The following is a 25,821-nucleotide window of genomic DNA, read 5'->3' on the forward strand; positions in this document are numbered from 1 at the left end:
AAAGTAGTGATTCGTTATAATCTATATATTAAACTTAAGTGAGGAAATGAAAAGGGGAATTGGTTATGCAACAAATTAAAAAAATAGGAAACTCATTTTGGTATATGACACCTGTTTCTGAAACAGATAGACCTATCTTAGGAATGGTCGTTGGACAAGAAAAAACGTTAATGATTGATGCAGGGAATTCAGAAGAACATGCACAATTATTTTTAGAAATGTTAAAAGAACAAAATGTATCGAATCCAGATTTCGTAGCACTAACCCATTGGCATTGGGATCATATTTTTGGATTGCCTGTACTACAAGATGCATTGTCTATTGCACATTCTGAAACGAAAAAAGAGATACGTAAACTTGTTTCTTATGAATGGACAGATGAAGCTTTGGACGCACGCGTAAAAGAGGGTACTGAAATTGCATTTTGTGCGGATTGCATAAAAAAAGAGTTTGAAGAAAAAGCGAGAAATATTAACATTATTCCTCCGACCTTAACGTTCCAGAATCAAATGGAATTAGATCTTGGTGAAGTGACATGCGTGTTAAAACATGTGGGCGGAGATCATGCACATGATTCAGTTGTTATTTACGTGAAAGAAGAAAAGATATTATTTTTAGGAGACTGTATATATGCAGATATTTTTTCTTCGAAGTGGAACTATACGACGAAAAGAATGTTTGCATTAATAGATGAATTAGAAAAATTTGATGCTGAGACATATATTCTTTCTCATGGGGAAGCGATAAATCGAGAGGAGTTTTTACAAGAGATTCGCATGTTAAAAGCAGTAGGAACTTATACAGAAGCTCATAAGGGCGATGAAGAGAAGATAAAGGCAGCGTATAAACAAGAACTAGATAGAGAATTAAATGAAGATGAGTTAGAAACAATAACTTATTTTGTCAATGGTTATGAAATGAATAATCAATAAGACACTACATTAATCCAATATAATTAAATTGCACAAAAAGAGTATTGAAATTTAATTCAATACTCTTTTAAATATTAAGTCCCAAGCAATTTCTAAATTTTTTGGCTGGTTCATCATCTGGATTTATACCACTTTCAAAACTGGTAGTGAAAGGTAACCACTGCCAATCTTCGCATCCTACAAAAGCTACTCTTGACCAATTCTCAATGAATTCAATGAAATTATTCGCAATCTTATACCCATGTCCTTCTCCATCGTCGTGGCTTAGGTAAATTATTGGAGCATCTATATCATCTTTCATATCAAATGCTAAATAATCTCCATTTCCCACTTCACAAAATGCTAATTTGTTGTGCCAAACTACATCATATTCATCATCTAGATTTGAAAAAAACTCGTCAACCAAGTCTTTACGTTCTTTTTCGAATTCAGAAAGACTTTCTAAACTCCAGTGGGGTGTTCCGCAAAAAATATCAGTAAGTTCATTTGGTAGCTCTACATCGTCAGGTAAAAACCAGCGTAAGCTAAAATTTCCTGAGAACTCTAAAAGTACTTTTTTGAAGCTATTTGGTAGTTTAATACCCAGTTTTTCTTCTACTTGGATTATTTGTTCAAGGGAAGATGGTTCATCTATACAAACTTCTTGAACTTCACCACCTATGTATTTAATTCTAGAAGTTATAATTTCTATTCGTTCTTTTAGTAACTCATAATCCATCTTATCACCTCATGTTATATTAATTAAAGTATATCATTCTTAATAAATTTTTTTCGTGTTATTGAGGTTTCAAGTAGCAGCTTTTTTAGCTAATTTAGTAATATATTCAAAGAAAACATCGTGTTTTACATCGTAAACGACATTTACAGGTCGTCCATCAGCAGTTTCCTCTGTACGTCCTTGGCTTGGTCCGTATGTATGAACAATACTATTAATTGTTTCAGTTTTTGCAAGGTTAGTGTTTCCGACAAGCGCGGTAGTTAGTACATCCCATAAATAGTAGGTAGAGTTCGTTGAGAAGTGAACGAGAGGGGGAACCATTGCATAGCATTGACCAAGGAAATCCATACCAATATACTTTCGTTCTTTTGCCCATTGTTCACGTATGTTTATAGTTAACGGAACTTGGTTTGTACTTTCTAGTGTCACTAAGTCGATTTTAATTTTTGCATCCCATACACGAGCCACTGCTTCAGGGTCCCAAAACGAATTCCACTCAGCTGTTCCATCATGCTCTGGTTCATGTACATTGCCTGCTGTAAGAAATGTACCACCCATCCAAACGAGACGTTCAATTTTATCTTCTATGATGGGAGTTTCATATAATGCACGAGCAAGGTCAGTTAGGGGTCCCGTAAATAATAAAGTTGTTTTTCCTTCCGTTTGTAGAAGCGTTTCTATTAAGTGATGATGTGCAGACTTTGCTGCTACAGGTGTTATAACTTTTCCAGCCTCATTTAAAATTGGTAAAGCATCTACATAAAATGCATGCATCCGCCAGTCTTTTGGAAATGGATTTTTCGCACGGGAATTTGATGCGGCTACTTTAATATATTCTTTGCTGAAGCGATCAATAATTTTGCGACTTGCAGATATTGCTGGTTCCAAATAGCAATCAGCAGGGATAACTGAAACACCTGTAAGTTTGACATTATCCATCTGAAGTAATAAAAATAGTGAAATTAAATCATCTACACCACCATCATGATTGAAGTACACTTTTTTCATCATTGTAATCTCCATCCTATTTGATTTAGTTAGAAATTAAACATGAATTGAGGAAAAGTCATCAATAATTTCGACTACTTCAATTTCGCCATTAATGAGTAGCTCAGGGAGTTCGTTATTCACATTTCCTTTCCAATATTCTCTAGCTTGTTCCATTTTTTGAGAAAAAGGAATAGCATCTTCTTTCGGTAAAAGATTCCCGTCACCTTCAAAAGAACTTCCGATTACTCGTAGTTTAACAATCTGCAAAACTTCTCGATTGTAAGAATCAAATAATGCTTTCCATTTTAAAGCATCTTCATAGCTTTTAGCAGCATATAAACAAGACAATCTTGATGGATAATCAGGATATTCTTGCAGCCTAACCATTTCCATAATCGTTTCTCTAATGGCTCTAATTGTTTGATCCATGTAATTCATAACTACTGTAGCATTTTCATTCTTTATATGTAATTCTTCATTTGTATAATGTTCTTTTAAAATTTGTATAGAATCTTCACCACTAGAATTTAAATGTTTTCTTTCAAAAAAGAAGTGGAATAGCGTATTAGTTTGATTTTTATTAAATTGAATGCTTTGTCCGATCTTCATTTTTTTCCTTGTTACGATATGATATACGAAAAATCCTTGTTCATTCATGGTTCTCCTCCTAGTAGTAATGTTTAAATTTAGTAATTCAACATTGAAATATATAAAACCGTTATAAGTAAAAGTGAGAATTTGAGTTGAAAGTAAAGAAAATATATGAAAACGTTTTAAATTTGTTCACAAAATGTTCACTTACGAAGAGGTTTCCAATATCGATATAATGACAAAGACTCAAAGAGAAAGGATGATGAATTTTGCCAACAACAAGAAAGGAAAACCTCCAATTTGGTATGATGATGTGCCTTGGGATGGTTATCGTAATGACGTTTTACAATTTACTAACGAATGGATCAGGAGGGCCAATTCATATTAAGGAGATCGCATTAGAACTACTAATTGGATTTATTATTGCGCTATTAATTGAAATATGTATCGTTGGACCTAGTGCGAAAAAAATTGTATTCATGTTGCCATTTGATAAATCGAAAAAAGTAAATATTATTATTGCGATGGCGACAGCTATGGTTATTGGAATGGTTTTCTTCATGTCGTTTTATGGAATGGCAATGATGTATTTTCATAATGGATTACATGGTGAATCTTTTGTTTCAATGTATTTCTCGATTTTTATTAAAAACTTCATTATGGCGTATCCATTACAATTAATTATTATGGGGCCGCTTGTACGTTTCTTATTTGCAAAGTTTGTTATGAAAAAGAAATCTTTTAATGTAGCGTAATTTTCATTCGTAAAACATTATATATAAATAATCAAAAACACATCTCGCATTTTTGAGGTGTGTTTTTTTCATTCCAAGTTATTTTCATAGTGATGTGACATTTGTCCTTTTGCCATTATAGGATTATAGCTTTTAATTAAGTCAGAAATAAAAGATGAGGAGATGATTTTTTGAAAGGTATTATATTTGCTGTATTTGCTGGCATATTTATTACACTTCAAGGCACATTTAATGCGAAACTTAGTTCACATATTGGTATATGGTCGACAAGTATTATTACGCATTTAATTGGATTCATTATTGCAACAACTGTATTTTTGTTAAAGAAAGAAGAGAAAGTAACAGATTTAAAGAGTGTAAAAAAAGTATATTTAGCAGCGGGTGCATTTGGTGGATTCATTATTTGTGCAGAAACTATGGCGATATATGCATTAGGAGTTACATTGACAGCCGGCACACTAATGGTTGCTCAATTGTTAACGGCAACAGTTATTGAAATGAAAGGACTGTTTCATATAAAAAAGATACAGATGGAGAGATATCATATTGTGGGAACAATAGTAATGATTATAGGTATTGTTGTATTTAATATGTAAATGAAAGGGGAAATGAATATGGAGGATAGATCAGGTTTAATTACGCATTATTTGAAAACCAATAAAACGCTCGAGATTTTTTCAGAAATAGATACAGCATATTTTCAACTAAATCACTTTGAAAAAGGCGAGCTTATTTGCAATATAGATGACGAAATGCATCGTTTATATTTTGTTGTTAAAGGTAAAGTAAAAGTTTATACGATTACACCTGAAGGGAAGAAACTAATTCTTCGCTTTATCAATCCATTGGCCATTGTTGGTGATATTGAATTAATTCAAAATAGCAAAGCACATAATGTCGTTGAAGCTTGTTCAGATGTTGTAGCAATCTCTATTTCTAATACGGTTATTAGAAACAAGTTATTACATGATCCTATATTTATGAAGTTCTTGCTTGAAAACATTGCGAACACATTAAAAATATCGACTCGTTTTACTGCTCTTAATTTACTTTATCCTGTAGAAGTACGTGTAGCTAGTTATTTACTTTCAATTTCAACAGATAGTAACGGAAATATGTATAAAGAGGATTTGGATGCAACTTCGGTAACGAGTATTGCGGATTTTATAGGGGTAAGTTATAGGCACGTAATACGGGTATTACAAAAATTTTATAATGAAAAATTAATTGAAAAGAGGAATGGAGTTATTGTAATTAAAGATTTTTTTAGAATGAAGGAAGTCGCTAAAGATAATATATATGAGCAATGAAAGGGAGAGGAAGATTTTGATTGGATTTAGTTTAGCTACATTGGCAGGAATATTAATTAGCTTACAATCTGTTTTTAATGCAAAAGTAAATGAAAATGTAGGACAGTGGTTAACGACTACATGTGTCCTTGGAATAGGTCTCATTAGCTCTATTCTATTTTATATCATTACAGAAAACAGTATTAGCATTAAAGTGTATACTGCAAATTATTTGTTTTATGTAAGTGGACTGTTTGGCATCGGGTTAATTATTTGTATAATGGGTGCAATAAAGAGTTTAGGTCCAGCATATACGGTGCTAATTAGTCTTATTACTCAATTGGTCGTTGCGTTATGCATTGATACATTCGGATTATTTGGAATGGAGAGTGTTCCATTACAAGTAAATAAATTAGTTGGTATAGGTTTATTAATTGTGGGAGTAGGAATTTTTAAAAATCTATTTTTGAATAAGAAAGCTATTCTTATAAATGAGGATAGTGTCTAAAGAATATAAAGGGAAAAAGTGTAAATGGTCAGAACTTATATATTTAGATAGTAATAAGTGAGCGATGAGGAGAGAAGATAAATGAATCAGTTAATGTTGCAAGATGGTATACACTATTTGAAAATCAATGGGATTATGCATTGGTGTAAAGTTGCAGGGACAGCTCATAATACAGTCCCTCTTATTATAGTACATGGTGGTCCAGGTGGTAATCATTATGTATTCGAAAGAACGCTTGGTTTGAAGTTAGAAGGAAATATGACTGTAGTTTATTACGAACAAAGAGGTTGCGGACGAAGTGAGGCACCACAAGATGACGGTGAGTACTCAATCAATACTCTAGTCGAAGATTTAGAGGAATTAAGAAAGCAATTACATGTAGAGAAGATAAATTTGTTAGGATATTCTTTTGGTGGACAACTTTGTTTAGAGTATGCTTTGAAATATCCAAAAAATGTTGAACAAATGGTATTACAAGCACCATCGTTAGATGATTTTAATGATATGTATACTGTGCAGATAGAAGGTTTTCTACAAGTAACGAAAGGGGAAATGAAAGAACAAATATTGATAATAAGTAAGTCAGAAATTCCTTTAAAAGAAAGGTATAATCAAGTTTGGAGTATAGTTGATACAAAAGCTGTAGATCGACTATTGTTTAAAAATGAAGAATTTGCAAAGCTAAATAGAAGGTTTTGGGAGGAAAGTCAGTTAAGTAATACAGGGAAGATGAGCAAAGTTATTTTTGGAACAAAAGCATCTTTACCGCTTATTGAGCGTATTAAAGGTTTAGAAATTGATACGTGTGTCATAGTTGGAGCGCATGACTATAACACGGGTGTAGGAATGAGTTATAGAATAACGAGACAATTGAAAAATGGTAAACTTGTTATATTTGAAAATAGTGGACATTTCCCAGATATCGAGGAGATGGATAAAGTCTGTGAAACGATTATTGAGTTTTTGGAACAAAAGGGGGATATTAAGGTCGAACCGAATTAATAGAGTTGAATTGGCTATTGGGATATTAAATCATGTAATATGCTAATTGTTTACTTGTAATTGAGGAAGAATCAATTAGTGTATTTGGAAAATAAGTAAAAAAGATCTCGTAAGGTGGAGGTCTTTTTTACTTATTATTTAATATTTTGAACTTATATGAACTGAAGTAGAAGAGTATGATAAGCACTTTCAGGGAACGAGAATATAACCGAAAATAAAATATTACTAAACATATATAACTAATGAATACAATGTCTTTTTCAGTTATTAAGTTGTAAATCATTTTATGATAAAATCTTTTACATAATTTAATAAAGGGGTAGTATTCAATGGGTTATTTCTCAAATGGTTTATTAGTTTTGTTTGTGCTAATCGTATGCAGTTGTATATTTTTTGGTTGATAATATAATGAGAGTCTTATATAAAAGAAGTTATCTTAAGTGAGATAACTTCTTTTTACTTTATATTGAGAAGGAATTCTATCTTTCTTATTGAAGTTTGTTCTAGTTATTTTTACATCAATCAGAATTGTGTAAAGGGAATTTTATGAAATATAAACAAGCCAGAGAATAGGGAGTATTGACATGGAAAATAGTATACGCTACATAAGTGAACATCCTACAGATTTTAATGGATTATTATCCTTATACGAATCTTTAGGATGGAATTCTCTTAAATTAACGGTTAACGAGTTAGAACGAATGTGTAAGCAAAGTTGGTATGCAATTTATGTTTTTGATGATAAGAGGTTAGTAGGGATGGGGCGTGTCATATCAGATGGAGTCATAACAGGCATTATTTGTGGAGTTGGTGTATTGCCAAAATATCAGTCTAGTGGCATCGGAAAAGAAATAGTGAAACGATTAATCCAACACTGTGAACAAAACAAGGTTATTCCACAACTTATGTGTGTAGAAAAATTGCAATCTTACTATGAATCTATAGGGTTTGAAGCATTCTCTATTGGGATGACAAAACATATTATAAGATAGAGGTGCTTTATCCCGCTATTTGCCGAGTAGTAAAAGCCCCACGGATTAAAGTTTCACTTTATATTTTCAGTTTACTCGTACATATTTTCAAACTTCAACATAAAGGAGAATGGCTGTATGGAGATTGCTAAAGGGATAGAAATGTTACAACTTGAATTTCAAGAATTTGTTATTCATCCAATTCTTTTATGGGATGATGAAATGGCAGTATTAATAGATACGGGTTTCCCAGGACAAATTGAAGATATACAAGTAGAGATGGAAAAGGTTGGGGTATCATTTGATAAGTTAAAAGTCGTGATTTTGACGCATCAGGATATTGATCATATAGGTAGTCTTCCGGAGTTGTTGCAGCGCTGTCGAAGTAATATTAAAGTTTATGCGCACGAACTAGATAAGCCATATATCGAGGGGGATTTACCTTTATTGAAGGACGGAAATGTAGAGAACCGACCAAAAGGAAAAGTGAGTGATACTATGATTGACGGGCAAGAACTTCCGTATTGCGGTGGAATACTAATTCTTCATACTCCAGGGCATACCCCGGGTCATATTAGTTTATATTTGAAACAAAGTAAAATTCTTGTTGCAGGAGACTCTATGTATAGTGTGAATGGGATGTTAGGAGGAATTCACGCCCCAACAACTATAAATATTAAGGAAGCACAGCAGTCTTTGAAGAAGTATTTAAATCTAGATATTGAATCTGTAGTTTGTTACCATGGGGGATTAAGTAAGGGGAATATAAAGATTCAACTTCAAAATTTATAAAAGTCGAAGATAATAATTTTTAGATAATGGATGCTAAATTATAAAAAACATGTTTGAAAAAAATTCAAACATGCTTTTTTATTAAAGGAAATCTGTTTAATATGAATGACCTAATCCGTTCCAATAAAAAGAAACGATTTCTTGTGCTAATTCATCTATATTTGCAAGAATAGGATTGTGATTTTCATCTTTAAAATTCCCAATAGATAATAAAGATACGAAAGCATGAGCCGCAAATTTAGCGTTTCCTTTCGGAATTTCTCCGATGTGCATAGCATTATCGAGTGCTTTTTCTAGTACTTCATACATATTATCTTCAGCATTTTTTAATTGTTTCAATTGTTCTTCAGATAACGACAGTTTTGCATCTTTCATAAAATTTTTCATATCAATATCCATCGTTGCGTGTAAGTAAACTTTAGCGAAGTCTAATAATCTTTCTTCTAAAGTTTTGTTTGTAGAGAGTATTTGAGACATATTCTCACGTATACGTACCATCATTTCGATCATAGTAGCGGTAAATAAATCGGCTTTTGTTGAATAGTAATAGTAGACAGTTGCTTTCGTAACACCACAAACTTTTGCTACTTCCTCCATAGAAACGACTTGATAATTTTGAGTAAGAAATAACCGAGTTGCAACTTCTAAAATGGTTTCTTTTGTAGATTTTGTATTTTTATTTTGACGAGGCCTTCCAAGAGTGCGTTGTTTTTGTTCCAAATCCATTCGCTCCTGACATGTATTGTTTAGATAATTATAACATAATTTTTATTCATTCTTGATTAATTAACCGACCAGTATATATAATTAATAGTGGAGGAAAAAAGAAAGGTGGGTTTTTTATGAAAAAGCACCCGTTACATATGTTAGGGAGGCTTGTAGCAGGTAAAAATACGCAATGGATCACTTTATCGGTATGGATTCTTATTACATTATTACTTTCATTTACGTTACCACAAGTAAATAGTACGAAAGAACCGAACCCGAAAAATTTACCCGAAACAGCTATGTCGCAGCAAGCGGAAGCACTTATGAAAAAAGAGTTTCCGAATAATGCAGGGAATCCTTTATTAGTAGTATGGTATAGAGATGGTGGATTACAGTCACAGGATTATAAACTCATACAAGATGTCTATAAAGAGTTAAAATCTAGTCCTTTAAAAGAACAATCAACGTTACCACCATTTGATACAATTCCAGAGCAAGTATTATCAAAAAGTGCGTCAAAAGATGGTACATCATTTGTTACACCGGTATTTTTTAATAAATCTGCTGGTACGGATATATTAAAAGGGAATCTTGAAGAGTTTAGAAAAATAGTGAATAGTAAGGTGGATGAAGATCCATTTAAACAAAAAATAAGTGAATCTGGTTTACATGTTCGATTATCAGGACCTGTAGGTATTCAAACGGATGCAGTTAGTTTATTTAGTCAAGCAGATGTGAAATTGTTAGTGGCTACTGTACTACTAGTGTTAGTTTTGTTAATTTTACTGTATCGTTCACCAATTTTAGCGATTTTACCTATACTTGTTGTTGGCTTTGCATACGGTATTATTAGTCCTACACTCGGTTTTTTAGCTGATCACGGATGGATTAAAGTAGATGCCCAAGCGATATCAATTATGACAGTATTATTGTTTGGCGCTGGAACGGACTATTGTCTATTTTTAATTTCGAGATATAGAGAGTACTTGTTAGAAGAAGAAAGTAAATATAAAGCATTGCAACTTGCGATTAAAGCATCTGGCGGTGCAATAATAATGAGTGCGTTAACTGTTGTACTTGGATTAGGAACATTACTACTTGCTCATTATGGTGCCTTTCATCGATTTGCAGTACCATTTAGTGTTGCTGTATTTATAATGGGAATCGCGGCTTTAACGATTTTACCAGCACTATTATTAATTTTCGGTAGAATTGCATTTTTCCCGTTTATACCGAGAACAAATTCAATGAATGAGGAGTTTGCAAGAAAGAAAAAGAGGGCTGTAAAAGTTAAAAAATCAAAAGGCTCCTTTAGTAAAAAACTTGGAGATATTGTAGTACGAAGACCATGGACAATAATTATGCTAACTGTATTTGTATTAGGCGGATTGGCTTCATTCGTACCACGTATTCAATACACATATGACTTATTAGAGTCGTTTCCAAAGGATATGCCTTCTCGTGAAGGGTTTACGTTAATTAGTGATCATTTCTCAGCTGGTGAACTAGCACCAATAAAAGTTGTTGTTGATACGAAAGGAAAAGAGCTTCCTATTAAACAAGAACTAGAGAAATTTTCTTTCGTAAATACAGTAAAAGAGCCAAAAGAGGGAAAAGAAAATAAGCAAATACAAATGTATGAAGTTTCTTTAGCGGAAAATCCATACTCAATTGAAGCGTTAGATCAAATTCCTAAATTGAAAAGCAGTGTAGAAAAAGTATTAAAAGATGCTGGGATTAGTAATGCTAAAGATCAATTATGGATTGGTGGGGAAACAGCTTCATTATATGATACAAAGCAAATTACGGAACGTGATGAATCAGTAATTATTCCAGTAATGATTAGCATTATCGCTTTACTATTACTTGTCTACTTACGATCGGTTGTTGCGATGATTTATTTAATTGTAACTGTTGTCTTATCATTCTTCTCAGCGTTAGGAGCAGGATGGATATTACTTCATTACGGTATGGGTGCGCCGGCCATTCAAGGTGCGATACCGTTGTACGCATTCGTATTTTTAGTTGCTTTAGGTGAAGATTATAATATCTTTATGGTTTCAGAAATATGGAAAAACAGAAAGACACAAAATCACTTGGATGCAGTAAAAAATGGTGTAATACAAACAGGTAGTGTTATTACATCGGCAGGTTTAATTTTAGCAGGAACTTTTGCAGTGTTAGGTACACTTCCAATTCAAGTATTAGTTCAATTTGGTATTGTAACTGCAATTGGCGTATTACTAGATACATTTATCGTAAGACCGTTACTTGTACCCGCAATTACAGTTGTGTTAGGCCGATTTGCTTTTTGGCCAGGTAAACTTTCAAGAAAGAGTGAAGAAATACAAAAGGTGGATGCATAGTTAAAAAAGCCAAGGATATTTTCCTTGGCTTTTTTCAATGTAGTTAATTAATTTTTTGAAGTTAAATCATCAGCTGCAGCGTGATCAGCATCTTCAATTGTTGTTTCGGGCATTCCGTATAAGCCGTTCATTGCTTGTTCTTCGATAGTAAGATTTGCAGTATTATTATTTTGAATAGATGTAGTGTTTTCAGTAACATTTTCTTTTTTATTCATATTTTTGTTATTCATGTATGTATCCTCCAAATTTCATTTGATTTATCTATAGTATGTGGATGGATTTCCAGAAATATGTGAATTGATTCTTACAGCCCTTTCCGAACGGGAAAGCCCATCGCCTTTAGGCATGGGATGAAAGTGAGGTTGGATACGGAGTACCACTAAAAATCGCTAAGTTTGTGGTACTTTAAGTATCCAAAATATTGGTATCTTTTGTGGTGTAGTTTAAAAGTAAAACTGATACAATGTGAATATGATAAATGATTATAGAAGAACCAAAACAACTGTGTCATTAATTAGCTACCATTTTGTGTTTTGCCCGCGATACAGAAGAAAAATTTTTCTTAACACAAAAGTAGAAGAACGTTTCAAAGAGTTGGTTCAAGAAATATGCGGAGAAATGGATGTTGCTATTGTCGCAATGGAATGCGACAAAGACCACGTTCACTTGTTCTTAAATACACTACCAACACTTAGTCCTGCTGACACAATGGCGAAAATTAAAGGAGTGACATCGAAGCGTTTGAGAGGAGAGTTTCCTCATCTTCAACACTTGCCAAGTCTATGGACACGTTCCTATTTTGTTTCTACTGCTGGAAATGTATCGACTGAGACAATTAAACAGTATGTTGAAAATCAAAAGACGAGGGGGTGAAAATTGTGTCACAAACAATCACAGTCAAAGTTAAATTGCTTCCAACAAAAGAACAAATTCAGTTATTGGAACAAAGTAGCTATGAGTATATCAAAGTCATTAATACACTTGTATCTGAAATGGCTGAAGCGAAGAAGAGCACTAAGAAAAGTACAAAAGATGTTGAAGCGAATCTTCCAAGCGCAGTGAAGAACCAAGCAATTAAAGACGCTAAAAGTGTGTTTTCTACAAAGGTGAAAAAAAGTAAATACAAAGTTATTCCGATTCTAAAGAGACCTGTTTGTGTATGGAACAATCAAAACTATTCGTTTGACTTCACGCACATTTCAGTTCCACTCATGGTAAATGGAAAATCAACTCGCTTAAAGGTTCGTGCTTTATTAACTGATAAATATAATCGCAATTTTAATTTGTTAACACACAAGTTAGGTACACTTCGTATCACGAAGAAATCTAATAAGTGGATTGCTCAAATATCTGTCACAATTCCTACAAATGAAAAAACAGGAACGAAGATTTTAGGGGTAGATTTAGGTCTTAAAGTCCCTGCGGTAGCCATCACAGACGATGAGAAAGTTCGTTTCTTCGGCAATGGTAGACAAAACAAATATATGAAACGTAAGTTTCGTAGTGTTCGTAAGAAGTTAGGTGAAAATAAGAAATTAAATGCCATTCGACAACTTGATGATAAAGAACAAAGATGGATGCAAGACCAAGACCACAAAGTAAGTCGTGAAATCATTGACTTTGCAACTGATAATAACATTTCTGTTATTCGTTTAGAACAACTAACGAATATTAGACAGACGGCAAGAACAAGCCGTAAAAACGAGAAAAATCTACACACTTGGTCATTCTATCGTTTAGCACAATTCATTGAATACAAAGCGAATTTAGTTGGTATTAAGGTAGAATATGTGAAACCTGCTTATACAAGTCAAACATGTCCGAAATGTTCTGAAAAGAACAAAGCACCAGACAGAAAATACAAGTGCCGATGTGGATTTGAGAAACATCGTGATATTGTTGGGGCGATGAATATTCGCTACGCAACTGTGATTGATGGTAACAGTCAATCAGCCTAAGATGCTATACGCACTGTCTTAGGAGGGGCAATGAGATGCCCTCATCTTGAAGTCTGTTCAAAACAGAAATGGACTGCGAACGTTTAGTCATTCAAGAATCCCACCCGTCAATCCGTAAGGATTAGGGCTTGCGACTTTAGTCGTGGGAGTCTCAATAGAAGGGATTCCAAATAGAACGAGTGTTTTAACAACACAAATAAACAATGAAAAAGCACGTTCGTTATATGAAAGATTAGATTGGGTAAATGTATTAGAACCATTTCATCCAAGTAAAAATGATGTTCCATATGTAATAATGGGAAAAGCATTAAAAACAAAAGTGAATTGATAATTATGCCATTCACAAAAATGGTTGGTTTGTAATAATGAAGGGGAAAACGAAAATGACGAAAATATCTATAGAAAAAGCTACAATTTTAGATGCTGAGAAATTAACAGAAATAATGAAAAGAACATTTGATGCAGAAGCAAAACAATGGCTATATGGCCAAGATGATGTCATTGATTATAACATTCAACCGCCAGGATATTCTTCAGTTGAAATGATGGAATATTCCATTGAAGAATTGGATTCTTTCAAAGTTGTAATGGATAAAGAAATAATCGGAGGGATAATAGTTACGATTTCTGGTAAGTCGTACGGTCGAATTGATCGTATTTTTGTAGATCCTGTTTATCAAGGAAAAGGAATTGGATCACATGTTATGAAATTAATAGAAAAGGAATATCCGAACATAAAGATTTGGGATCTCGAAACATCTAGTAGACAAATTAACAATCATCACTTTTATAAAAAGATGGGTTACCAAATGATTTTTGAATCGGAAGATGAGTATTGTTACGTGAAAAGAATAAAAACAAGCTCAAACAAAGCGAGTGTAGTTACAAATAAAGATATGAAAAATAGTCAATACGAAAACTGTAATTTAGCAAATACAGAGTATTATCAAGTGAATTTAAAAAACAGTTCATTTGTTGGTAGCAATATAATGAATATGAATATGAGTAATTGTAATGTAAGTCAATCCAAGTTTAGAAATATAAATTTTAGAAGGTCATCATATGCAGATTTAAATCTTTCTGGCAGTAAATTTAATTTGGTGACTTTAGGTGGAGTGCAATTTAAAAATACAAGTCTCGGAGATGAGAAGGAACCTATTGTATTCGATAAATGTGATTTGGAATGTAGCACTATAAGTAATAGTAATCTGAAAAATATTGAAATAGAAAATTGTGATATAGTCGGCATGAAACTAAATGGTATTCTGATTGAAAATTTGCTTGATTTATATAACAAGGTGAAAAGTTAACCAAATCCATATCATATAGTCTTTAATCTTTTTGGAAATTAAGTATTATATCGAAATAATTATGTAAAAATGACATAAAGAAATCCGGGCGAGAAGGTCATTCGTGAACGTTTCTAGAATACACACAAATATATTGTTATTTATATGGAGGAGAGAAAGATGGGAATCAACGTTAGAGCAGTAGAAATACAAGATGCTAGAGCAATTCATCGTATATGTATACAGGATGACGTTTTACCGTATATGGTTTTCTTACCTAGCATGCGTGTAGAGGCTATGGAAAATAGAATTCGAAATTTAGCACCAAATCAATTTGAATTTGTTGCAGAATATGATGGAGAAGTTGTTGGGTTTGTAGGTTTAACACAAAGTCCGGGCCGAAGATCTCATTCAGGCGATTTATTCATTGGGGTAGACAGTGAATATCATAATAAAGGAATTGGGAGAGCACTTCTTACGAAGATGCTTGATTTGGCTGATAATTGGTTAATGTTAGAGAGAGTAGAACTAGGTGTATTAGAAACGAATCCAAAAGCAAAAGTTTTATATGAAAAATTTGGATTTGTAGAAGAGGGAGTAAAGATAGGGAATTTGAAAGCTCATGGAAAGTTTATTAATGAAATTATGATGAGTCGTTTTAGACCGAATGGTTTAATTGTACATAATGAATAGTTAAAAGCATGACAGCATACGTCATGCTTTTTTATTAGAACTTGGCTGCAATAAAAATAATACTAAACCAATAAAAATAACGGTAATTCCTAGTCCTTGTTGTAAAGAAATGGTCTCATGTAATATAAAGTACGCTAGTATACAAGTGCCAATTGTTTCACCTAAAATACTCATTGAAATTACAGTAGCACTCATCCATTTTAATAACCAATTAAAAATGGTTTGTCCTAAAATTGTAGCAATGAAAGCTAATCCAATAAAGCACAACCAAGTTTGTGTAGAGTAATGGATGAAAGATTCTTGTTGCGTGAAAGCAAATATGCCAAGAAAGCCAGCACTACTTCCATAACTAATTACTGAATAGGGTATAAGTGACAAATCTTTACGAACGTGTTGGCTAATGAAAAAATAAGCAGTAATGATACCGGCAGCAATAAATGCTAAAATATCTCCATATAAAGCTTCTCCACTAATTTGGAAATCTTGCCAGCCAATGATGATACTACCTGAAATAGCGATGAGGCAACCAATAACCGCTCCTTTCGTAAATCTTTCCTTAAATAAAAAATAACCACCAATCATTGAGAACAAAGGTTGTAACGTTACGATAACTGTAGAGCTTGCTACAGAAGTATATTGTAATGATTCAAACCATAGTACATAATGTGCAGCTAAAAATAGCCCAGATACGAATCCAAGTGCCCATTGTTTTTTCATTAAAGTTTTTAGCTCATTTCGACTATTTTTATTAAATAGTAATAACGGTAACAGGATCAGTGTGGCAAAGAATAATCGGTAAAAAGCAATGATTGTCGCAGGAGCATCTGCCAATTTTACAAAAATAGCTGAAGTTGATAAGGCGAATACACCAAAAAATAAGATGCAATATGAAAGAATAGGTGATTTCAAAGTTTGTCCCTCCGATAGAATGTTTATTATAATGAACTTAATACGATATAATGTACAAAGGTAAGTATATAAGTCCCGGAGATAATAGGAAAGGATTATTTGCCTTTGTTTAGTATGTCAGCACAAAGACAATGAAATATGCATTATGATGGATGAAAGGAAGTTTTACTATGATACATGATAGGCTTGGACAAACAGTATTAAGTTATCGTAAGAAAAATAATATGACAATTCGTGAATTCGCTGATTATGCAGGAATTAGTACATCACTAATTAGCCAAATTGAAAGAGGACATGCTAATCCTTCTTTAAATGTTTTGGAGTTAATTGCAAAAGCATTAAATGTACCGCTGTTTACACTTTTTATTAACGATATCGATACAGATTCGCTCATTTCTAAGAAAAAAGATCGAAAAAAAGTATATCGGGAAAACAATGATCACATTGTATATGATGTATTAACACCTGATTTTATGAAAGCACGTATTGAAATGTTAATGATGGATTTAAATAAACGAGCAAACACAACAGAAAGCCATTATTCCCATGAAGATAAGGAAGAGATTGCTGTTATTATGAAAGGGGAAGTGTATGTGGAATTGGAGGGAAAAGAATATTTTTTAGAAGAAGGCGATGTTGTACGTATTCCACCGAATGTGAAGCATCGATTTTTGAATAAAAGTGATGAATCGAATCACATTTTATTTGTACTGACACCATCTTTAGGATGAAAATATAGTGATTTTTAATAGGGGAGAAAGAAAATGGAAAAAAGTATTTTGAAAGGCGGTCTTTCAATTATTTCTCAATGTAAAAAAGAAACAAATGATATTTGGCATGCACATTTTGGAGCAGCTGCAATTGCTAGTTATTTTTTTATGAAGGATAATAATATTGATGAAGAAACAGCTCGTAATATGTATTCGCAAACAAGGATGATGCTGAACAAGAAAAAAATTGGTGAGATGATTGATGATAAAAAAGAAATAGATTTTAAAATTGCGGAAAATATGATTATAAAATCTTTAGAACAAACGATTGATGAGCTTCATTGGGTGGGGCATAACGTCATTTATGCGTCATTAAGTTTATTAGCTATGAAAGAGCTACAAAAATGGGGTGATAATCAAGCAATTGAAGGGATTACTACTCTTATTTTATCATTTCGAAAAACAATTCCAGGTAGATCGTGGATTGGTTATACGACGAAAGAAGTAAAACAATTAAGTTTTGAAGAGGAGATACAAAGTGAATTGAGTAATCCAACACAAGTATCTCAGTTCATTTTAAATGAGTTATCGAAATTTAATAGTATTTATCGAGCGGAATCACATCATGATTTAATTGGGCATTTGCTTACATACTCTCACGCAATTAATATAATGTACGATTTAGGACATATAGATATATTTCAACGAGGGATACGTCCGCTGTTAAAACTAGTATACGTACTAAGAGCTAGCCAAAAGCTCAAGCTGAATACGGAAATAACTTTACACTCACCTATAGATCGATTACCTTTAATTCAATCTAAACGTGCAAATATTTTACCAACTGAAAATATATTTTGGATAAAAGACTATAGTGAATTCGATTGGGATTTTGGTCATGTATTTAAATTCTCATATAGTTATTTTAATCATATACAGAGAGCTCCAAATTATAAAGATATCACATTAGAAAAATTCCGTTATGTTATTCATTCTTAATGAACGTTAATGATCTGTAAAAGGATGTTTAATCTAGTTTCTTTTTTTGTTAGTAGTATATTATTTTTTCAAATATGTAAGATTTTACATGCGTATTTTACTTTTACTAATTATGTAAGTAGGCTATACTGAAATACATACATTTTATTTTTGGAGAGATGTAAAACGACATGGAACTAGCGAAATTGGAAAAAGTAATTGAAATAAAAAAAGAAGAACTTTTATATTTAGTATCGGATTATGGAATTCAACATGAAAAAGTATTGGCATTGAGTCAAGAACTAGACAAATTAATCAATTACTTTATGTTTTTAAAATAAAGAGAACTATGACGGGGTTTGTAAATGTTATAGTTCTTTTTTATTAGGTAATTTGAAAATATATTAAAATATATTGTCTAATTTCTTACAGAATGCGCAACTTGCTAGTCGAATATAAGGACTTTTGGTTATAATAAAAAGGAATTATTAATTGTATCGGTTAGGAGCGCAGCACATATGAAAACAGTTGTTGTTATCGGTGGAGGTATAACGGGACTTTCTACTATGTTTTATTTAGAAAAATTAAAAAAGGATTATAATATCGATTTAAATTTAATTCTTATTGAGAAAGAAGAGTATTTAGGTGGTAAAATCCATAGTGTGGAAGAAAAGGATTTCATTATGGAGTCAGGAGCGGATTCAATCGTTGCTCGTAATGAACACGTTATGCCACTTGTAAAAGATTTAAATTTAGAAAATGAAATGGTATATAATGAAACGGGTATTTCTTACATATATTCTGAAAACATGTTACATCCGATTCCTTCTGATACTATATTTGGGATACCGATGAGCGCCCAGTCGTTGTTTAGCAGTACGCTAGTCTCAACGAAGGGGAAAATCGTAGCTTTAAAAGATTTCATAACGAAAAATAAAGAGTTTACGAAAGATACATCACTTGCTTTATTTTTAGAAAGCTTTTTAGGGAAAGAGTTAGTGGAAAGACAAATTGCTCCTGTGCTTTCAGGTGTATATTCTGGTAAATTGAATGAGCTTACAATGGCATCTACATTACCGTATTTACTGGATTATAAAAATAAGTATGGAAGTATTATTAAAGGTTTTGAAGAGAATAAAAAACAATTTCAATCAGCAGGAAATAAAAAATTCGTATCATTTAAAGGTGGACTATCTACGATAATTAATCGCTTAGAAGAAGTGCTGACTGAAACTGTCGTAAAAAAAGGTGCTATAACGACGGCTGTAAGTAAACAAAAAGATCGATATGAGGTTTCTTTTGCAAATCATGAAACAATACAAGCTGATTATGTTGTTTTAGCAGCTCCACATGATATTGCACAAACTTTATTACAGTCTAATGAGTTAAATGAGCAGTTTAATACATTTAAAAACTCATCTCTTATAAGTATTTATTTAGGATTTGACATACTAGATGAACAACTACCAGCTGATGGTACGGGGTTTATTGTAACGGAAAACAGTGATTTACATTGTGATGCTTGTACATGGACAAGTCGAAAGTGGAAACATACATCGGGTAAACAAAAATTATTAGTTAGAATGTTTTATAAGAGTACCAATCCGGTATATGAAACAATCAAGAATTACAGTGAAGAAGAATTAGTACGAGTCGCTTTATATGATATTGAAAAGAGTCTCGGAATTAAAGGTGAACCAGAAGTAGTTGAAGTTACAAATTGGAAAGATTTAATGCCGAAATATCATTTAGAACATAATCAAGCGGTTCAAGCATTACAAGAAAAAATGACGAATCTTTATCCAAATGTATATTTAGCTGGTGCCTCATATTATGGTGTTGGAATTGGTGCGTGTATTGGAAATGGAAAGAATATAGCCAATGAAATAATGGATACATTAAATAAATAATACTGTAGAATAAATAAAAACTGTCCCTTCAGCAAAATGGAGGAACAGTTTTTATTTATTTTATTTGAATGGAAATTGTATTGTTTTTTGCATTGTTTTCTTTTATTGTTAATATTATTTCTCCAGACTCTTTAAATGAATACGGTGATAGTTGATAAATATCTTTTATATCAAGTTTTTCTTGTAATTTATTTACCGGTATTGATACGATATTTGGCTTCCATGTTTCTTGTTTTCCTGAAGGATATTCTATAAGTATTACCGGATTTTTTAACTTTATTGTTTTCCAAGAGACGAAATATAGTTGTACTTCTGTATCTTTTTTTAATAATTCTTCGGAGAAATAACCGAATTCGCCTACATTACCGAAAACAGTATAGTTTTGATTTTTTAATTTAATATCTAAATAACTAGGTTGATATGTTACTGCATGATAAGTCCCATATGAAAGTGAGAGTATGGCAGCGATTAAAATACCGATTGAAAATGTCTTAAAGCTATTGCCTTTAAAGCTAGTCATCATGAATGAGTTTGGTGTGAATTTTTTTGCGAATAAAAAAATAAGTAATATGAGTAAGAGGGATAAGCCGATGAATATATACATAGATTTTTACACCTCCATAGCGTAAAATGGATTAACTATATTTTACCATAAATGTATGGGTTAGGGTGGTTATTTAGAAGGAAAAAATGAAGGAACAAATTCTTTACAGTTCTTGATAATTTAAAATTTGATTTATGGAAATTATAGCGTGATGTTTGAGTCGCAATCAGAAGGTATCCAATTCGTGTATATAGAATAAAGAGGGAATGCGCCATTAGAAATGTTTGACTTATGGAACAATAAGGACTTTACTAATTATACATATTTTTTCTGATATAATGAATGAGTAGAGAGAAAGGAGTGATCCTATGGCATTTCCTATATTAGAAACAGAACGCTTACGTTTAGTTGAAATAGAACAATCTTATTGTCAAAAAATATATGAAATCTTTTCATTGGATGAAGTGACGTGTTATTACGGTATGAATTCTTTTACGGAGTTTGGACAAGCTTCACGTATGATCGAATCTTTTTCAAAAAATTACTTTGAGAAAAAGGCAATACGATGGGGAATTGTGTTAAAAGAAACGAACGTTTTAATAGGAACAATTGGACTAAACAATTTACAATTATGGAGTAAACGATCTGAGATTGGATATGATCTGCATCCTCGTTATTGGGGAAATGGTTACGCTTCGGAAGCAGCTCGAGAAATTATTGATTATGGATTTAAAGATTTAGGTTTGTTTAGAATTGGAGCTATTACATATCCTGAAAATGATACTTCTTGTAGAATGTTATCTAAAATTGGCTTCCAAAAGGAAGGTCTATTGCGTGGATATATTCATCAAGGAAATAAGCAACACGATGCATTATTGTATTCTATAGTACGAACTGATATTGAGGACATAAATTTATAATAAAAAAAACCTCTTAATTAAAAGAGGTTTTTTTTATTATAAATTAACCTAATTTAGGTAATAAACGTTCTCCGCTTTTCATGCTACTTTTACATAAAGGGCATTTAGGCTCTTCTTCAAATGAAAAGTTCTTTCTCATCCATCCTAAACAATCCTCTGATTCACATTCCCAAACAGGGGTTTGTTCTGGTGGTACTTCTGCTACATCGTTCTTTCGATTGCGATACATGTAACCACTCCTTTTATGTAAAAAATTTTAGTTATATATTAAAAAGGTTGTTAACCTTGCTGGTAACAACCTTTTTATTGTTTGAATTATAGCTTTACAACGTTTTTAGCTTGAGGTCCGCGGTTACCTTCTTCAACTTCGAAACTAACTTCTTGACCTTCGTCAAGAGACTTGAAGCCGTCGCCAGTGATAGCTGAGAAGTGAACGAATACATCGTTACCGTCTGCAACTTCGATGAAACCGAAACCTTTTTCGCTGTTAAACCATTTTACTTTACCTGTTAATGTCATGGTAATGCCTCCTAAAAGTAGAAAAATTACAATATGATCGGCCTTATTTGAATGAAAATAAAAGTTCACATATTATCAAAAACCCATAAGGAATACAAAATGTCCCTGATTGATACTTGATAATATGCAAAGAAAATATAGTGTTAAATTGACCTTAATTACTATCTTACAACAAATGGTTGGAAATAGCAAGTGCTGGTAATACCACTGAGTAATCTGGGTGATAATAGTAAAGGCACAAAGGCACCTCTTTTATTTATATATTATTCCTAATTTGGATTTATGCAAAATCATGTAAGAAAAACTTAGAGTAAATATTAATATTGTATTTTTTATGGTAAAATATGGTTGTTGACTGGTAGTAGTTAAATATTATAAAAGGAGAAAAGAAAGTGAAAAATAATTCATTTATAATAATTGAAGCAGCAAAAGCAGGGAGAAAAAAGGTGCATCCAGTCTTTGCTGTAATATTAGCCATTATATTTTTGACTTTAGGCGAACTTTTTATGTTATTTATGTTATTTTTACCAAAAGCTGAAACGATATTCATGAAAGGTATTTATGACAATGTTAGAATGGTGTTAACGTTTGGCGGAGCTATATTTATTTTATTTATATGGGTTCGTTTTGTAGAAAAAAGACCTTTTTCATCCATTGGCTTTTGGAAAGAGAAATGGATGAGAAAGTATTTAAAAGGTGCGTTAATAGGGTTTGTATTTATTTCAACGCCAGTTATTCTACTATTATTAATGGGGAGTGTGAAATTGCAAGTACAACATATTACCTCAACAGTAATAGTAGGAATAGTAGGATCTCTAGTTGCATTTTTAATACAAGGGGCAACGGAAGAAATTATTGTACGAGGTTGGTTATTCCCGGTTCTTTCTGTTAGAAGTCGTATATGGGTTGGGATAATTGTAACTTCATTTTTATTTGGATTTCTTCATCTACTTAATCCGGGAATTACAATATTATCTATATCGAATATAATATTAGTGGGTGTTTTCGCAGCTTTATACGTATTGAAAGAAGATGGTCTGTGGGGAATATGTGCATGGCACTCAATTTGGAACTGGGCTCAATATAATGTATATGGCTTTGCAGTTAGTGGCACAACTGTATATTCTACTCCAATTTTTAAGTCTATAACAAATGGACCAGAAACATTGCATGGAGGCACGTTCGGAATTGAAGGTAGTATCATTACAACAATCATGCTCACTATTGCTTCAATTGTTTTATGGAGAAAGTTATGGGGAAGAAAAGCGAAACAACGAAATTTTAGTTAATGAAAGAGGGGGAAACTATGGGGATAATAGCATTTGAGGGAGCAAGCGCTGTTGGTAAAAGTACCACGTGCCGTGAATTAGAAAAGAATTATGGTGCTTATATAATACCTGAAGTGAATTCTTTATTTGAAAGGCCAAAAAATGAACATAGAACATGGTATTTTGAAAAACAAGTTGAGCGCTGGAATATAGCTGTTCAGAAGTCAGAGCAATATGAATTAGTAATACTCGATGGGGATATATATCAACCACTTAGTTATAATTGGTGCTTTCATTTTGGTATATTTAATCAGCCATTATCTTTAATAGAAAATTTTTATAAAGAAAAGATGATAAATAGGGAAATTGGTTTTCCGGATCAATATTTTTATTTATATACGAACGATGAAGAACTTAGAAAGCGGAAAGTATCTGATGAGACGAAAAGAAGAAGAAACTTTGAAAAACATTTACATATATCAAAATCGTTTCAGCGTTATTATGAAAATTTAAATACTGTTACAGATGGGTATTGTAAATTAATTGAGGCGAAAAGTGTAAGAAATAATGAATTAGAAATAGTGAGAAACTCAAAAAATTTGAATGTGTGTGAAGAGAGACGTTTTGATGTTTCGAGGTTAGATGCGATTACGAAGTGGTTAAAAGAAAATCGTGCATAAAGTAAAAACAACGAGTGTTGTAGAACACGCTCGTTGTTTTTTGTTTCTTTATAAATATAAAGGAAAAATTTGTAGAATATTTTCATTATTTAACAGAATAATCTTTCGATTTTAAAGAAAAAGAAATACAATATGAGGAAGTATATATAAATAATATGATAGGGGATGCGATATTTTGAATGAAGTAACAGTTTTTATATAAGAAATAATTAGGTAGTCAGAACAGAGATATTTGGGAGGAAACAAGCGAGATGAAAACATTTTTGAAAATAATAGGTGTTATAGCTGGTATGGCGGTAATCGGAGTAGGTTTAACATATGGTATGCTGCATTATTTAAATAATAGTAAACCAGCTGCGAAAAAGGCATCACCAGCTGCTCCAGCAGTAGAAGTATTAGCTGATAGTAACGTAAAAGCAGAAGATGCAAAGATTTTAGAGAATGGCAATTATTCATTGCCAAATAGTGGTTTTAATAAAAATTTTAAATGGACAGATGAGAACATACAGACAGCATTACATGAAATGGCACATCAAAAAGCGAAAGCTGATCAAAAGTGGGGTTATATTTTTATTACACAAGAGCGGATTGAAAGCTTAATTGATATTGTAAAGAGTAATGATCTTGTACAGGGAAGTACATATGTAGAAATTTTAGAACGATGGAAACAAGGAAAATATGAAAAGGTTGATGGGGATCACAATAAGATTTGGAAATTACAAAGTGGGAATTTAGGAGAAGGAAAAGGAGTAATGTCGGAAGCTGAGCAAAAAGAATTAATTAATCAATTGTTTATGAACAAAGGTACATATTCAGGTAGTAAATTAATTGCAGGTGGCGGACAGACTAATAAATAATATACTAATTAATGTAAGAGAGTAATTGCTTATTAGGCAATTACTCTTTTTAAATGTACTTCTTAATATCTTAATCTCGTTCAAGTAAGGAAAGAAACGACTGTAACACCGGGGAAATCCATCTGGATTTATGATAGATTACATGACTTTGAATAACGGATGGAGTTTCGATAGGCTGAAAACATAGTTGTTCTTTTTGACAACTTTCCTGTACAACGATATAAGGAAGAATTGAAATGCCTAACTCACACATGACGGATTGTTTAATGACTTCAACATTGGAAGTTTCAAATGTTTTAGCTGGAATATTTCCGCTTTGACGTAAAAAACGATCTACCATTGTCCTATAGCCGCAGCTTTGTTCTGTAAAAATGAACTGGGTTTCCTGTAATAACTGGAATGGATTTGTATGTGCAGCGGAATAAGCTGGTAAAATCCATCCAAATGTTTCATTACTAAAAGTACGCGTAATAAAATCATTATGTTCTATACTTTCTCCAATTATGAAGACAACGTCTGTTTCTCCTTCACGTAATTTTTGTAATGCTTGTTCATTTGTGTTCGTTTCAAGTACGATATTTACTTTCGGATTTTTCTGTTTGTAAGTACGTAATAATTGTGGTAATCGGTATACCGCTAATGATTCATTAGATGTAATACTTAATGTACCTTCTAAATAATCTGTATTTTGGGGGATTTCTTGCGCTTTTTCATATATTGAAAGTAATTCTAATGCATAAGGATGAAATTGATGACCGGCTTTTGTAAGTAGCACTTTTTTCCCTAACCGATCGAAAAGAGGAATATGTAAATCGTTCTCTAAAGCTTTCATATGTGCTGTAACAGTAGATTGCGCATAACCTAGCGCGTGCGCAGCTTTAGAAAAATTACCATACTTCACAATGGCGCAAAATGTTTTAACATGTCTCATTTCCATAAGCGATCCCTCTTTTATTATCATGAT

31 protein-coding genes and 1 pseudogene are annotated in these 25,821 nt (G+C 32.4%); 22 read left to right on the forward strand and 10 right to left on the reverse strand.

Annotation, left to right across the window (positions count from 1 at the left end; translation table 11 throughout):
* Positions 1–65: 65 nt before the first annotated feature.
* On the forward strand, positions 66–932 hold the full coding sequence (locus BLT20_RS09375; protein WP_001186113.1) for an MBL fold metallo-hydrolase: 867 nt from the start codon (positions 66–68) through the stop codon (positions 930–932).
* Positions 933–999: 67 nt separating this feature from the next.
* Here BLT20_RS09375 and BLT20_RS09380 read toward each other — a convergent pair whose 3' ends face one another.
* From BLT20_RS09380 to BLT20_RS09390, 3 genes are all read right to left on the reverse strand, one after another.
* Complete coding sequence (locus BLT20_RS09380) at positions 1,000–1,650, reverse strand: SMI1/KNR4 family protein (protein WP_000384352.1); 651 nt, start codon at positions 1,648–1,650, stop codon at positions 1,000–1,002.
* A 69-nt stretch (positions 1,651–1,719) separates the two neighbouring features.
* Positions 1,720–2,673: a nucleoside hydrolase gene (locus BLT20_RS09385; protein WP_002025760.1), complete on the reverse strand. Its 954-nt coding sequence runs from the start codon at positions 2,671–2,673 to the stop codon at positions 1,720–1,722.
* 21 nt (positions 2,674–2,694) lie between these two features.
* Entirely contained in the window at positions 2,695–3,297 is a 603-nt protein-coding gene (locus BLT20_RS09390; RefSeq protein ID WP_001005241.1) for a DUF2441 domain-containing protein, read from the reverse strand.
* Between the two features lie 203 nt (positions 3,298–3,500).
* Here BLT20_RS09390 and BLT20_RS09395 point away from each other — a divergent pair, with 203 nt between their 5' ends.
* The 7 genes from BLT20_RS09395 (at position 3,501) to BLT20_RS09425 (ending at position 8,548) form a co-directional block, all read left to right on the forward strand.
* Entirely contained in the window at positions 3,501–3,986 is a 486-nt protein-coding gene (locus tag BLT20_RS09395; protein WP_001143426.1) for a DUF2798 domain-containing protein, read from the forward strand.
* A 170-nt stretch (positions 3,987–4,156) separates the two neighbouring features.
* A complete protein-coding gene (locus BLT20_RS09400; RefSeq protein WP_000676015.1) occupies positions 4,157–4,582 on the forward strand; it encodes a DMT family transporter in 426 nt (141 codons plus the stop codon).
* A gap of 18 nt (positions 4,583–4,600) precedes the next feature.
* Complete coding sequence (locus BLT20_RS09405; RefSeq protein WP_000390196.1) at positions 4,601–5,296, forward strand: Crp/Fnr family transcriptional regulator; 696 nt, start codon at positions 4,601–4,603, stop codon at positions 5,294–5,296.
* A 16-nt stretch (positions 5,297–5,312) separates the two neighbouring features.
* Positions 5,313–5,783 carry a DMT family transporter gene (locus BLT20_RS09410; RefSeq protein WP_000579031.1) on the forward strand — a complete coding sequence of 157 codons (471 nt, stop codon included), beginning with the start codon at positions 5,313–5,315 and terminating at the stop codon, positions 5,781–5,783.
* Between the two features lie 81 nt (positions 5,784–5,864).
* On the forward strand, positions 5,865–6,785 hold the full coding sequence (locus BLT20_RS09415; RefSeq protein ID WP_001072680.1) for an alpha/beta fold hydrolase: 921 nt from the start codon (positions 5,865–5,867) through the stop codon (positions 6,783–6,785).
* 584 nt (positions 6,786–7,369) lie between these two features.
* Positions 7,370–7,777: a GNAT family N-acetyltransferase gene (locus BLT20_RS09420; protein WP_000431726.1), complete on the forward strand. Its 408-nt coding sequence runs from the start codon at positions 7,370–7,372 to the stop codon at positions 7,775–7,777.
* A 117-nt stretch (positions 7,778–7,894) separates the two neighbouring features.
* Complete coding sequence (locus tag BLT20_RS09425) at positions 7,895–8,548, forward strand: MBL fold metallo-hydrolase (protein ID WP_000401476.1); 654 nt, start codon at positions 7,895–7,897, stop codon at positions 8,546–8,548.
* Between the two features lie 96 nt (positions 8,549–8,644).
* Here the strand turns inward: BLT20_RS09425 and BLT20_RS09430 are convergent, their stop codons facing one another.
* Positions 8,645–9,268 carry a TetR/AcrR family transcriptional regulator gene (locus BLT20_RS09430; RefSeq protein ID WP_000436046.1) on the reverse strand — a complete coding sequence of 208 codons (624 nt, stop codon included), beginning with the start codon at positions 9,266–9,268 and terminating at the stop codon, positions 8,645–8,647.
* 122 nt (positions 9,269–9,390) lie between these two features.
* Here BLT20_RS09430 and BLT20_RS09435 point away from each other — a divergent pair, with 122 nt between their 5' ends.
* Positions 9,391–11,622, forward strand: a complete 2,232-nt coding sequence (locus tag BLT20_RS09435) for an MMPL family transporter (RefSeq protein ID WP_000716563.1) — start codon at positions 9,391–9,393, stop codon at positions 11,620–11,622.
* 47 nt (positions 11,623–11,669) lie between these two features.
* Here the strand turns inward: BLT20_RS09435 and BLT20_RS09440 are convergent, their stop codons facing one another.
* Positions 11,670–11,852, reverse strand: coding sequence for a DUF4021 domain-containing protein (locus BLT20_RS09440; RefSeq protein ID WP_001060657.1), 183 nt, complete (start codon positions 11,850–11,852; stop codon positions 11,670–11,672).
* Positions 11,853–12,093: 241 nt separating this feature from the next.
* Between BLT20_RS09440 and tnpA the strand changes: the two genes are divergently transcribed.
* The 5 genes and pseudogenes from tnpA to BLT20_RS09465 all read left to right on the forward strand — a co-directional run bounded on the left by tnpA (position 12,094) and on the right by BLT20_RS09465 (position 15,562).
* On the forward strand, positions 12,094–12,495 hold the full coding sequence (gene tnpA, locus BLT20_RS09445; protein ID WP_000606466.1) for an IS200/IS605 family transposase: 402 nt from the start codon (positions 12,094–12,096) through the stop codon (positions 12,493–12,495).
* A 5-nt stretch (positions 12,496–12,500) separates the two neighbouring features.
* Complete coding sequence (locus BLT20_RS09450) at positions 12,501–13,580, forward strand: RNA-guided endonuclease TnpB family protein (protein ID WP_000084146.1); 1,080 nt, start codon at positions 12,501–12,503, stop codon at positions 13,578–13,580.
* Positions 13,581–13,651: 71 nt separating this feature from the next.
* A pseudogene (locus BLT20_RS09455) lies at positions 13,652–13,908 on the forward strand (GNAT family N-acetyltransferase); the annotation flags it as partial.
* Between the two features lie 37 nt (positions 13,909–13,945).
* Positions 13,946–14,890 (forward strand): GNAT family N-acetyltransferase, encoded by a 945-nt coding sequence (locus tag BLT20_RS09460; protein WP_002025754.1) that lies wholly within the window; start codon positions 13,946–13,948, stop codon positions 14,888–14,890.
* A 159-nt stretch (positions 14,891–15,049) separates the two neighbouring features.
* The gene (locus BLT20_RS09465) at positions 15,050–15,562 is read left to right on the forward strand and encodes a GNAT family N-acetyltransferase (protein ID WP_000512620.1); all 513 of its coding nucleotides are present in this window, start codon (positions 15,050–15,052) and stop codon (positions 15,560–15,562) included.
* 21 nt (positions 15,563–15,583) lie between these two features.
* On the opposite strand, the gene BLT20_RS09470 is transcribed toward BLT20_RS09465, so the two are convergent.
* Positions 15,584–16,471 carry a DMT family transporter gene (locus BLT20_RS09470; protein WP_000841796.1) on the reverse strand — a complete coding sequence of 296 codons (888 nt, stop codon included), beginning with the start codon at positions 16,469–16,471 and terminating at the stop codon, positions 15,584–15,586.
* Between the two features lie 170 nt (positions 16,472–16,641).
* Between BLT20_RS09470 and BLT20_RS09475 the strand changes: the two genes are divergently transcribed.
* The 4 genes from BLT20_RS09475 (at position 16,642) to BLT20_RS09490 (ending at position 20,069) form a co-directional block, all read left to right on the forward strand.
* Entirely contained in the window at positions 16,642–17,202 is a 561-nt protein-coding gene (locus tag BLT20_RS09475; protein WP_000581031.1) for a helix-turn-helix domain-containing protein, read from the forward strand.
* Between the two features lie 33 nt (positions 17,203–17,235).
* Positions 17,236–18,180, forward strand: a complete 945-nt coding sequence (locus BLT20_RS09480) for a hypothetical protein (RefSeq protein WP_000415694.1) — start codon at positions 17,236–17,238, stop codon at positions 18,178–18,180.
* A 170-nt stretch (positions 18,181–18,350) separates the two neighbouring features.
* Positions 18,351–18,500, forward strand: a complete 150-nt coding sequence (locus BLT20_RS09485; protein WP_000417698.1) for an aspartyl-phosphate phosphatase Spo0E family protein — start codon at positions 18,351–18,353, stop codon at positions 18,498–18,500.
* 177 nt (positions 18,501–18,677) lie between these two features.
* Positions 18,678–20,069 carry a protoporphyrinogen oxidase gene (locus tag BLT20_RS09490; RefSeq protein ID WP_000860353.1) on the forward strand — a complete coding sequence of 464 codons (1,392 nt, stop codon included), beginning with the start codon at positions 18,678–18,680 and terminating at the stop codon, positions 20,067–20,069.
* A gap of 55 nt (positions 20,070–20,124) precedes the next feature.
* Here BLT20_RS09490 and BLT20_RS09495 read toward each other — a convergent pair whose 3' ends face one another.
* Complete coding sequence (locus BLT20_RS09495) at positions 20,125–20,673, reverse strand: hypothetical protein (protein ID WP_000275239.1); 549 nt, start codon at positions 20,671–20,673, stop codon at positions 20,125–20,127.
* Between the two features lie 308 nt (positions 20,674–20,981).
* Here BLT20_RS09495 and BLT20_RS09500 point away from each other — a divergent pair, with 308 nt between their 5' ends.
* A complete protein-coding gene (locus tag BLT20_RS09500) occupies positions 20,982–21,533 on the forward strand; it encodes a GNAT family N-acetyltransferase (RefSeq protein ID WP_000885396.1) in 552 nt (183 codons plus the stop codon).
* Positions 21,534–21,576: 43 nt separating this feature from the next.
* On the opposite strand, the gene BLT20_RS09505 is transcribed toward BLT20_RS09500, so the two are convergent.
* Both BLT20_RS09505 and cspD read right to left on the reverse strand, forming a co-directional pair.
* Positions 21,577–21,762, reverse strand: a complete 186-nt coding sequence (locus BLT20_RS09505) for a cold-shock protein (protein WP_000286203.1) — start codon at positions 21,760–21,762, stop codon at positions 21,577–21,579.
* Between the two features lie 86 nt (positions 21,763–21,848).
* Positions 21,849–22,052, reverse strand: coding sequence for a cold-shock protein CspD (cspD, locus tag BLT20_RS09510; protein ID WP_000176366.1), 204 nt, complete (start codon positions 22,050–22,052; stop codon positions 21,849–21,851).
* A gap of 392 nt (positions 22,053–22,444) precedes the next feature.
* Here cspD and BLT20_RS09515 point away from each other — a divergent pair, with 392 nt between their 5' ends.
* The 3 genes from BLT20_RS09515 (at position 22,445) to BLT20_RS09525 (ending at position 24,857) form a co-directional block, all read left to right on the forward strand.
* Positions 22,445–23,341: a CPBP family intramembrane glutamic endopeptidase gene (locus tag BLT20_RS09515; protein ID WP_000794822.1), complete on the forward strand. Its 897-nt coding sequence runs from the start codon at positions 22,445–22,447 to the stop codon at positions 23,339–23,341.
* Positions 23,341–24,000, forward strand: coding sequence for a nucleoside/nucleotide kinase family protein (locus tag BLT20_RS09520; RefSeq protein ID WP_002025777.1), 660 nt, complete (start codon positions 23,341–23,343; stop codon positions 23,998–24,000). Before BLT20_RS09515 ends, BLT20_RS09520 begins: the two co-directional genes overlap by 1 nt.
* A 251-nt stretch (positions 24,001–24,251) precedes the next feature.
* On the forward strand, positions 24,252–24,857 hold the full coding sequence (locus tag BLT20_RS09525; protein WP_000846977.1) for a PRK06770 family protein: 606 nt from the start codon (positions 24,252–24,254) through the stop codon (positions 24,855–24,857).
* Between the two features lie 70 nt (positions 24,858–24,927).
* Here BLT20_RS09525 and BLT20_RS09530 read toward each other — a convergent pair whose 3' ends face one another.
* Entirely contained in the window at positions 24,928–25,794 is an 867-nt protein-coding gene (locus tag BLT20_RS09530) for a LysR family transcriptional regulator (protein ID WP_000425898.1), read from the reverse strand.
* Between the last annotated feature and the right edge of the window lie 27 nt (positions 25,795–25,821).

It is taken from the genome of Bacillus sp. cl96 (assembly GCF_900100505.1).
GTDB classification, from domain to species: domain Bacteria; phylum Bacillota; class Bacilli; order Bacillales; family Bacillaceae_G; genus Bacillus_A; species Bacillus_A cereus.

Coding starts and splice junctions, on each gene's coding strand:
- BLT20_RS09490 (WP_000860353.1), top strand. CDS start 18,678: ATGAAAACAGTTGTTGTTATCGGTGGAGGTATAACGGGACTTTCTACT.
- BLT20_RS09420 (WP_000431726.1), top strand. CDS start 7,370: ATGGAAAATAGTATACGCTACATAAGTGAACATCCTACAGATTTTAAT.
- BLT20_RS09465 (WP_000512620.1), top strand. CDS start 15,050: ATGGGAATCAACGTTAGAGCAGTAGAAATACAAGATGCTAGAGCAATT.
- BLT20_RS09500 (WP_000885396.1), top strand. CDS start 20,982: ATGGCATTTCCTATATTAGAAACAGAACGCTTACGTTTAGTTGAAATA.
- BLT20_RS09525 (WP_000846977.1), top strand. CDS start 24,252: ATGAAAACATTTTTGAAAATAATAGGTGTTATAGCTGGTATGGCGGTA.
- BLT20_RS09415 (WP_001072680.1), top strand. CDS start 5,865: ATGAATCAGTTAATGTTGCAAGATGGTATACACTATTTGAAAATCAAT.
- tnpA (WP_000606466.1), top strand. CDS start 12,094: ATGATAAATGATTATAGAAGAACCAAAACAACTGTGTCATTAATTAGC.
- cspD (WP_000176366.1), bottom strand. CDS start 22,052: ATGACATTAACAGGTAAAGTAAAATGGTTTAACAGCGAAAAAGGTTTC.
- BLT20_RS09460 (WP_002025754.1), top strand. CDS start 13,946: ATGAAGGGGAAAACGAAAATGACGAAAATATCTATAGAAAAAGCTACA.
- BLT20_RS09375 (WP_001186113.1), top strand. CDS start 66: ATGCAACAAATTAAAAAAATAGGAAACTCATTTTGGTATATGACACCT.
- BLT20_RS09495 (WP_000275239.1), bottom strand. CDS start 20,673: ATGTATATATTCATCGGCTTATCCCTCTTACTCATATTACTTATTTTT.
- BLT20_RS09390 (WP_001005241.1), bottom strand. CDS start 3,297: ATGAATGAACAAGGATTTTTCGTATATCATATCGTAACAAGGAAAAAA.
- BLT20_RS09425 (WP_000401476.1), top strand. CDS start 7,895: ATGGAGATTGCTAAAGGGATAGAAATGTTACAACTTGAATTTCAAGAA.
- BLT20_RS09440 (WP_001060657.1), bottom strand. CDS start 11,852: ATGAATAACAAAAATATGAATAAAAAAGAAAATGTTACTGAAAACACT.
- BLT20_RS09405 (WP_000390196.1), top strand. CDS start 4,601: ATGGAGGATAGATCAGGTTTAATTACGCATTATTTGAAAACCAATAAA.
- BLT20_RS09475 (WP_000581031.1), top strand. CDS start 16,642: ATGATACATGATAGGCTTGGACAAACAGTATTAAGTTATCGTAAGAAA.
- BLT20_RS09530 (WP_000425898.1), bottom strand. CDS start 25,794: ATGGAAATGAGACATGTTAAAACATTTTGCGCCATTGTGAAGTATGGT.
- BLT20_RS09380 (WP_000384352.1), bottom strand. CDS start 1,650: ATGGATTATGAGTTACTAAAAGAACGAATAGAAATTATAACTTCTAGA.
- BLT20_RS09480 (WP_000415694.1), top strand. CDS start 17,236: ATGGAAAAAAGTATTTTGAAAGGCGGTCTTTCAATTATTTCTCAATGT.
- BLT20_RS09485 (WP_000417698.1), top strand. CDS start 18,351: ATGGAACTAGCGAAATTGGAAAAAGTAATTGAAATAAAAAAAGAAGAA.
- BLT20_RS09435 (WP_000716563.1), top strand. CDS start 9,391: ATGAAAAAGCACCCGTTACATATGTTAGGGAGGCTTGTAGCAGGTAAA.
- BLT20_RS09505 (WP_000286203.1), bottom strand. CDS start 21,762: ATGTATCGCAATCGAAAGAACGATGTAGCAGAAGTACCACCAGAACAA.
- BLT20_RS09385 (WP_002025760.1), bottom strand. CDS start 2,673: ATGGAGATTACAATGATGAAAAAAGTGTACTTCAATCATGATGGTGGT.
- BLT20_RS09520 (WP_002025777.1), top strand. CDS start 23,341: ATGAAAGAGGGGGAAACTATGGGGATAATAGCATTTGAGGGAGCAAGC.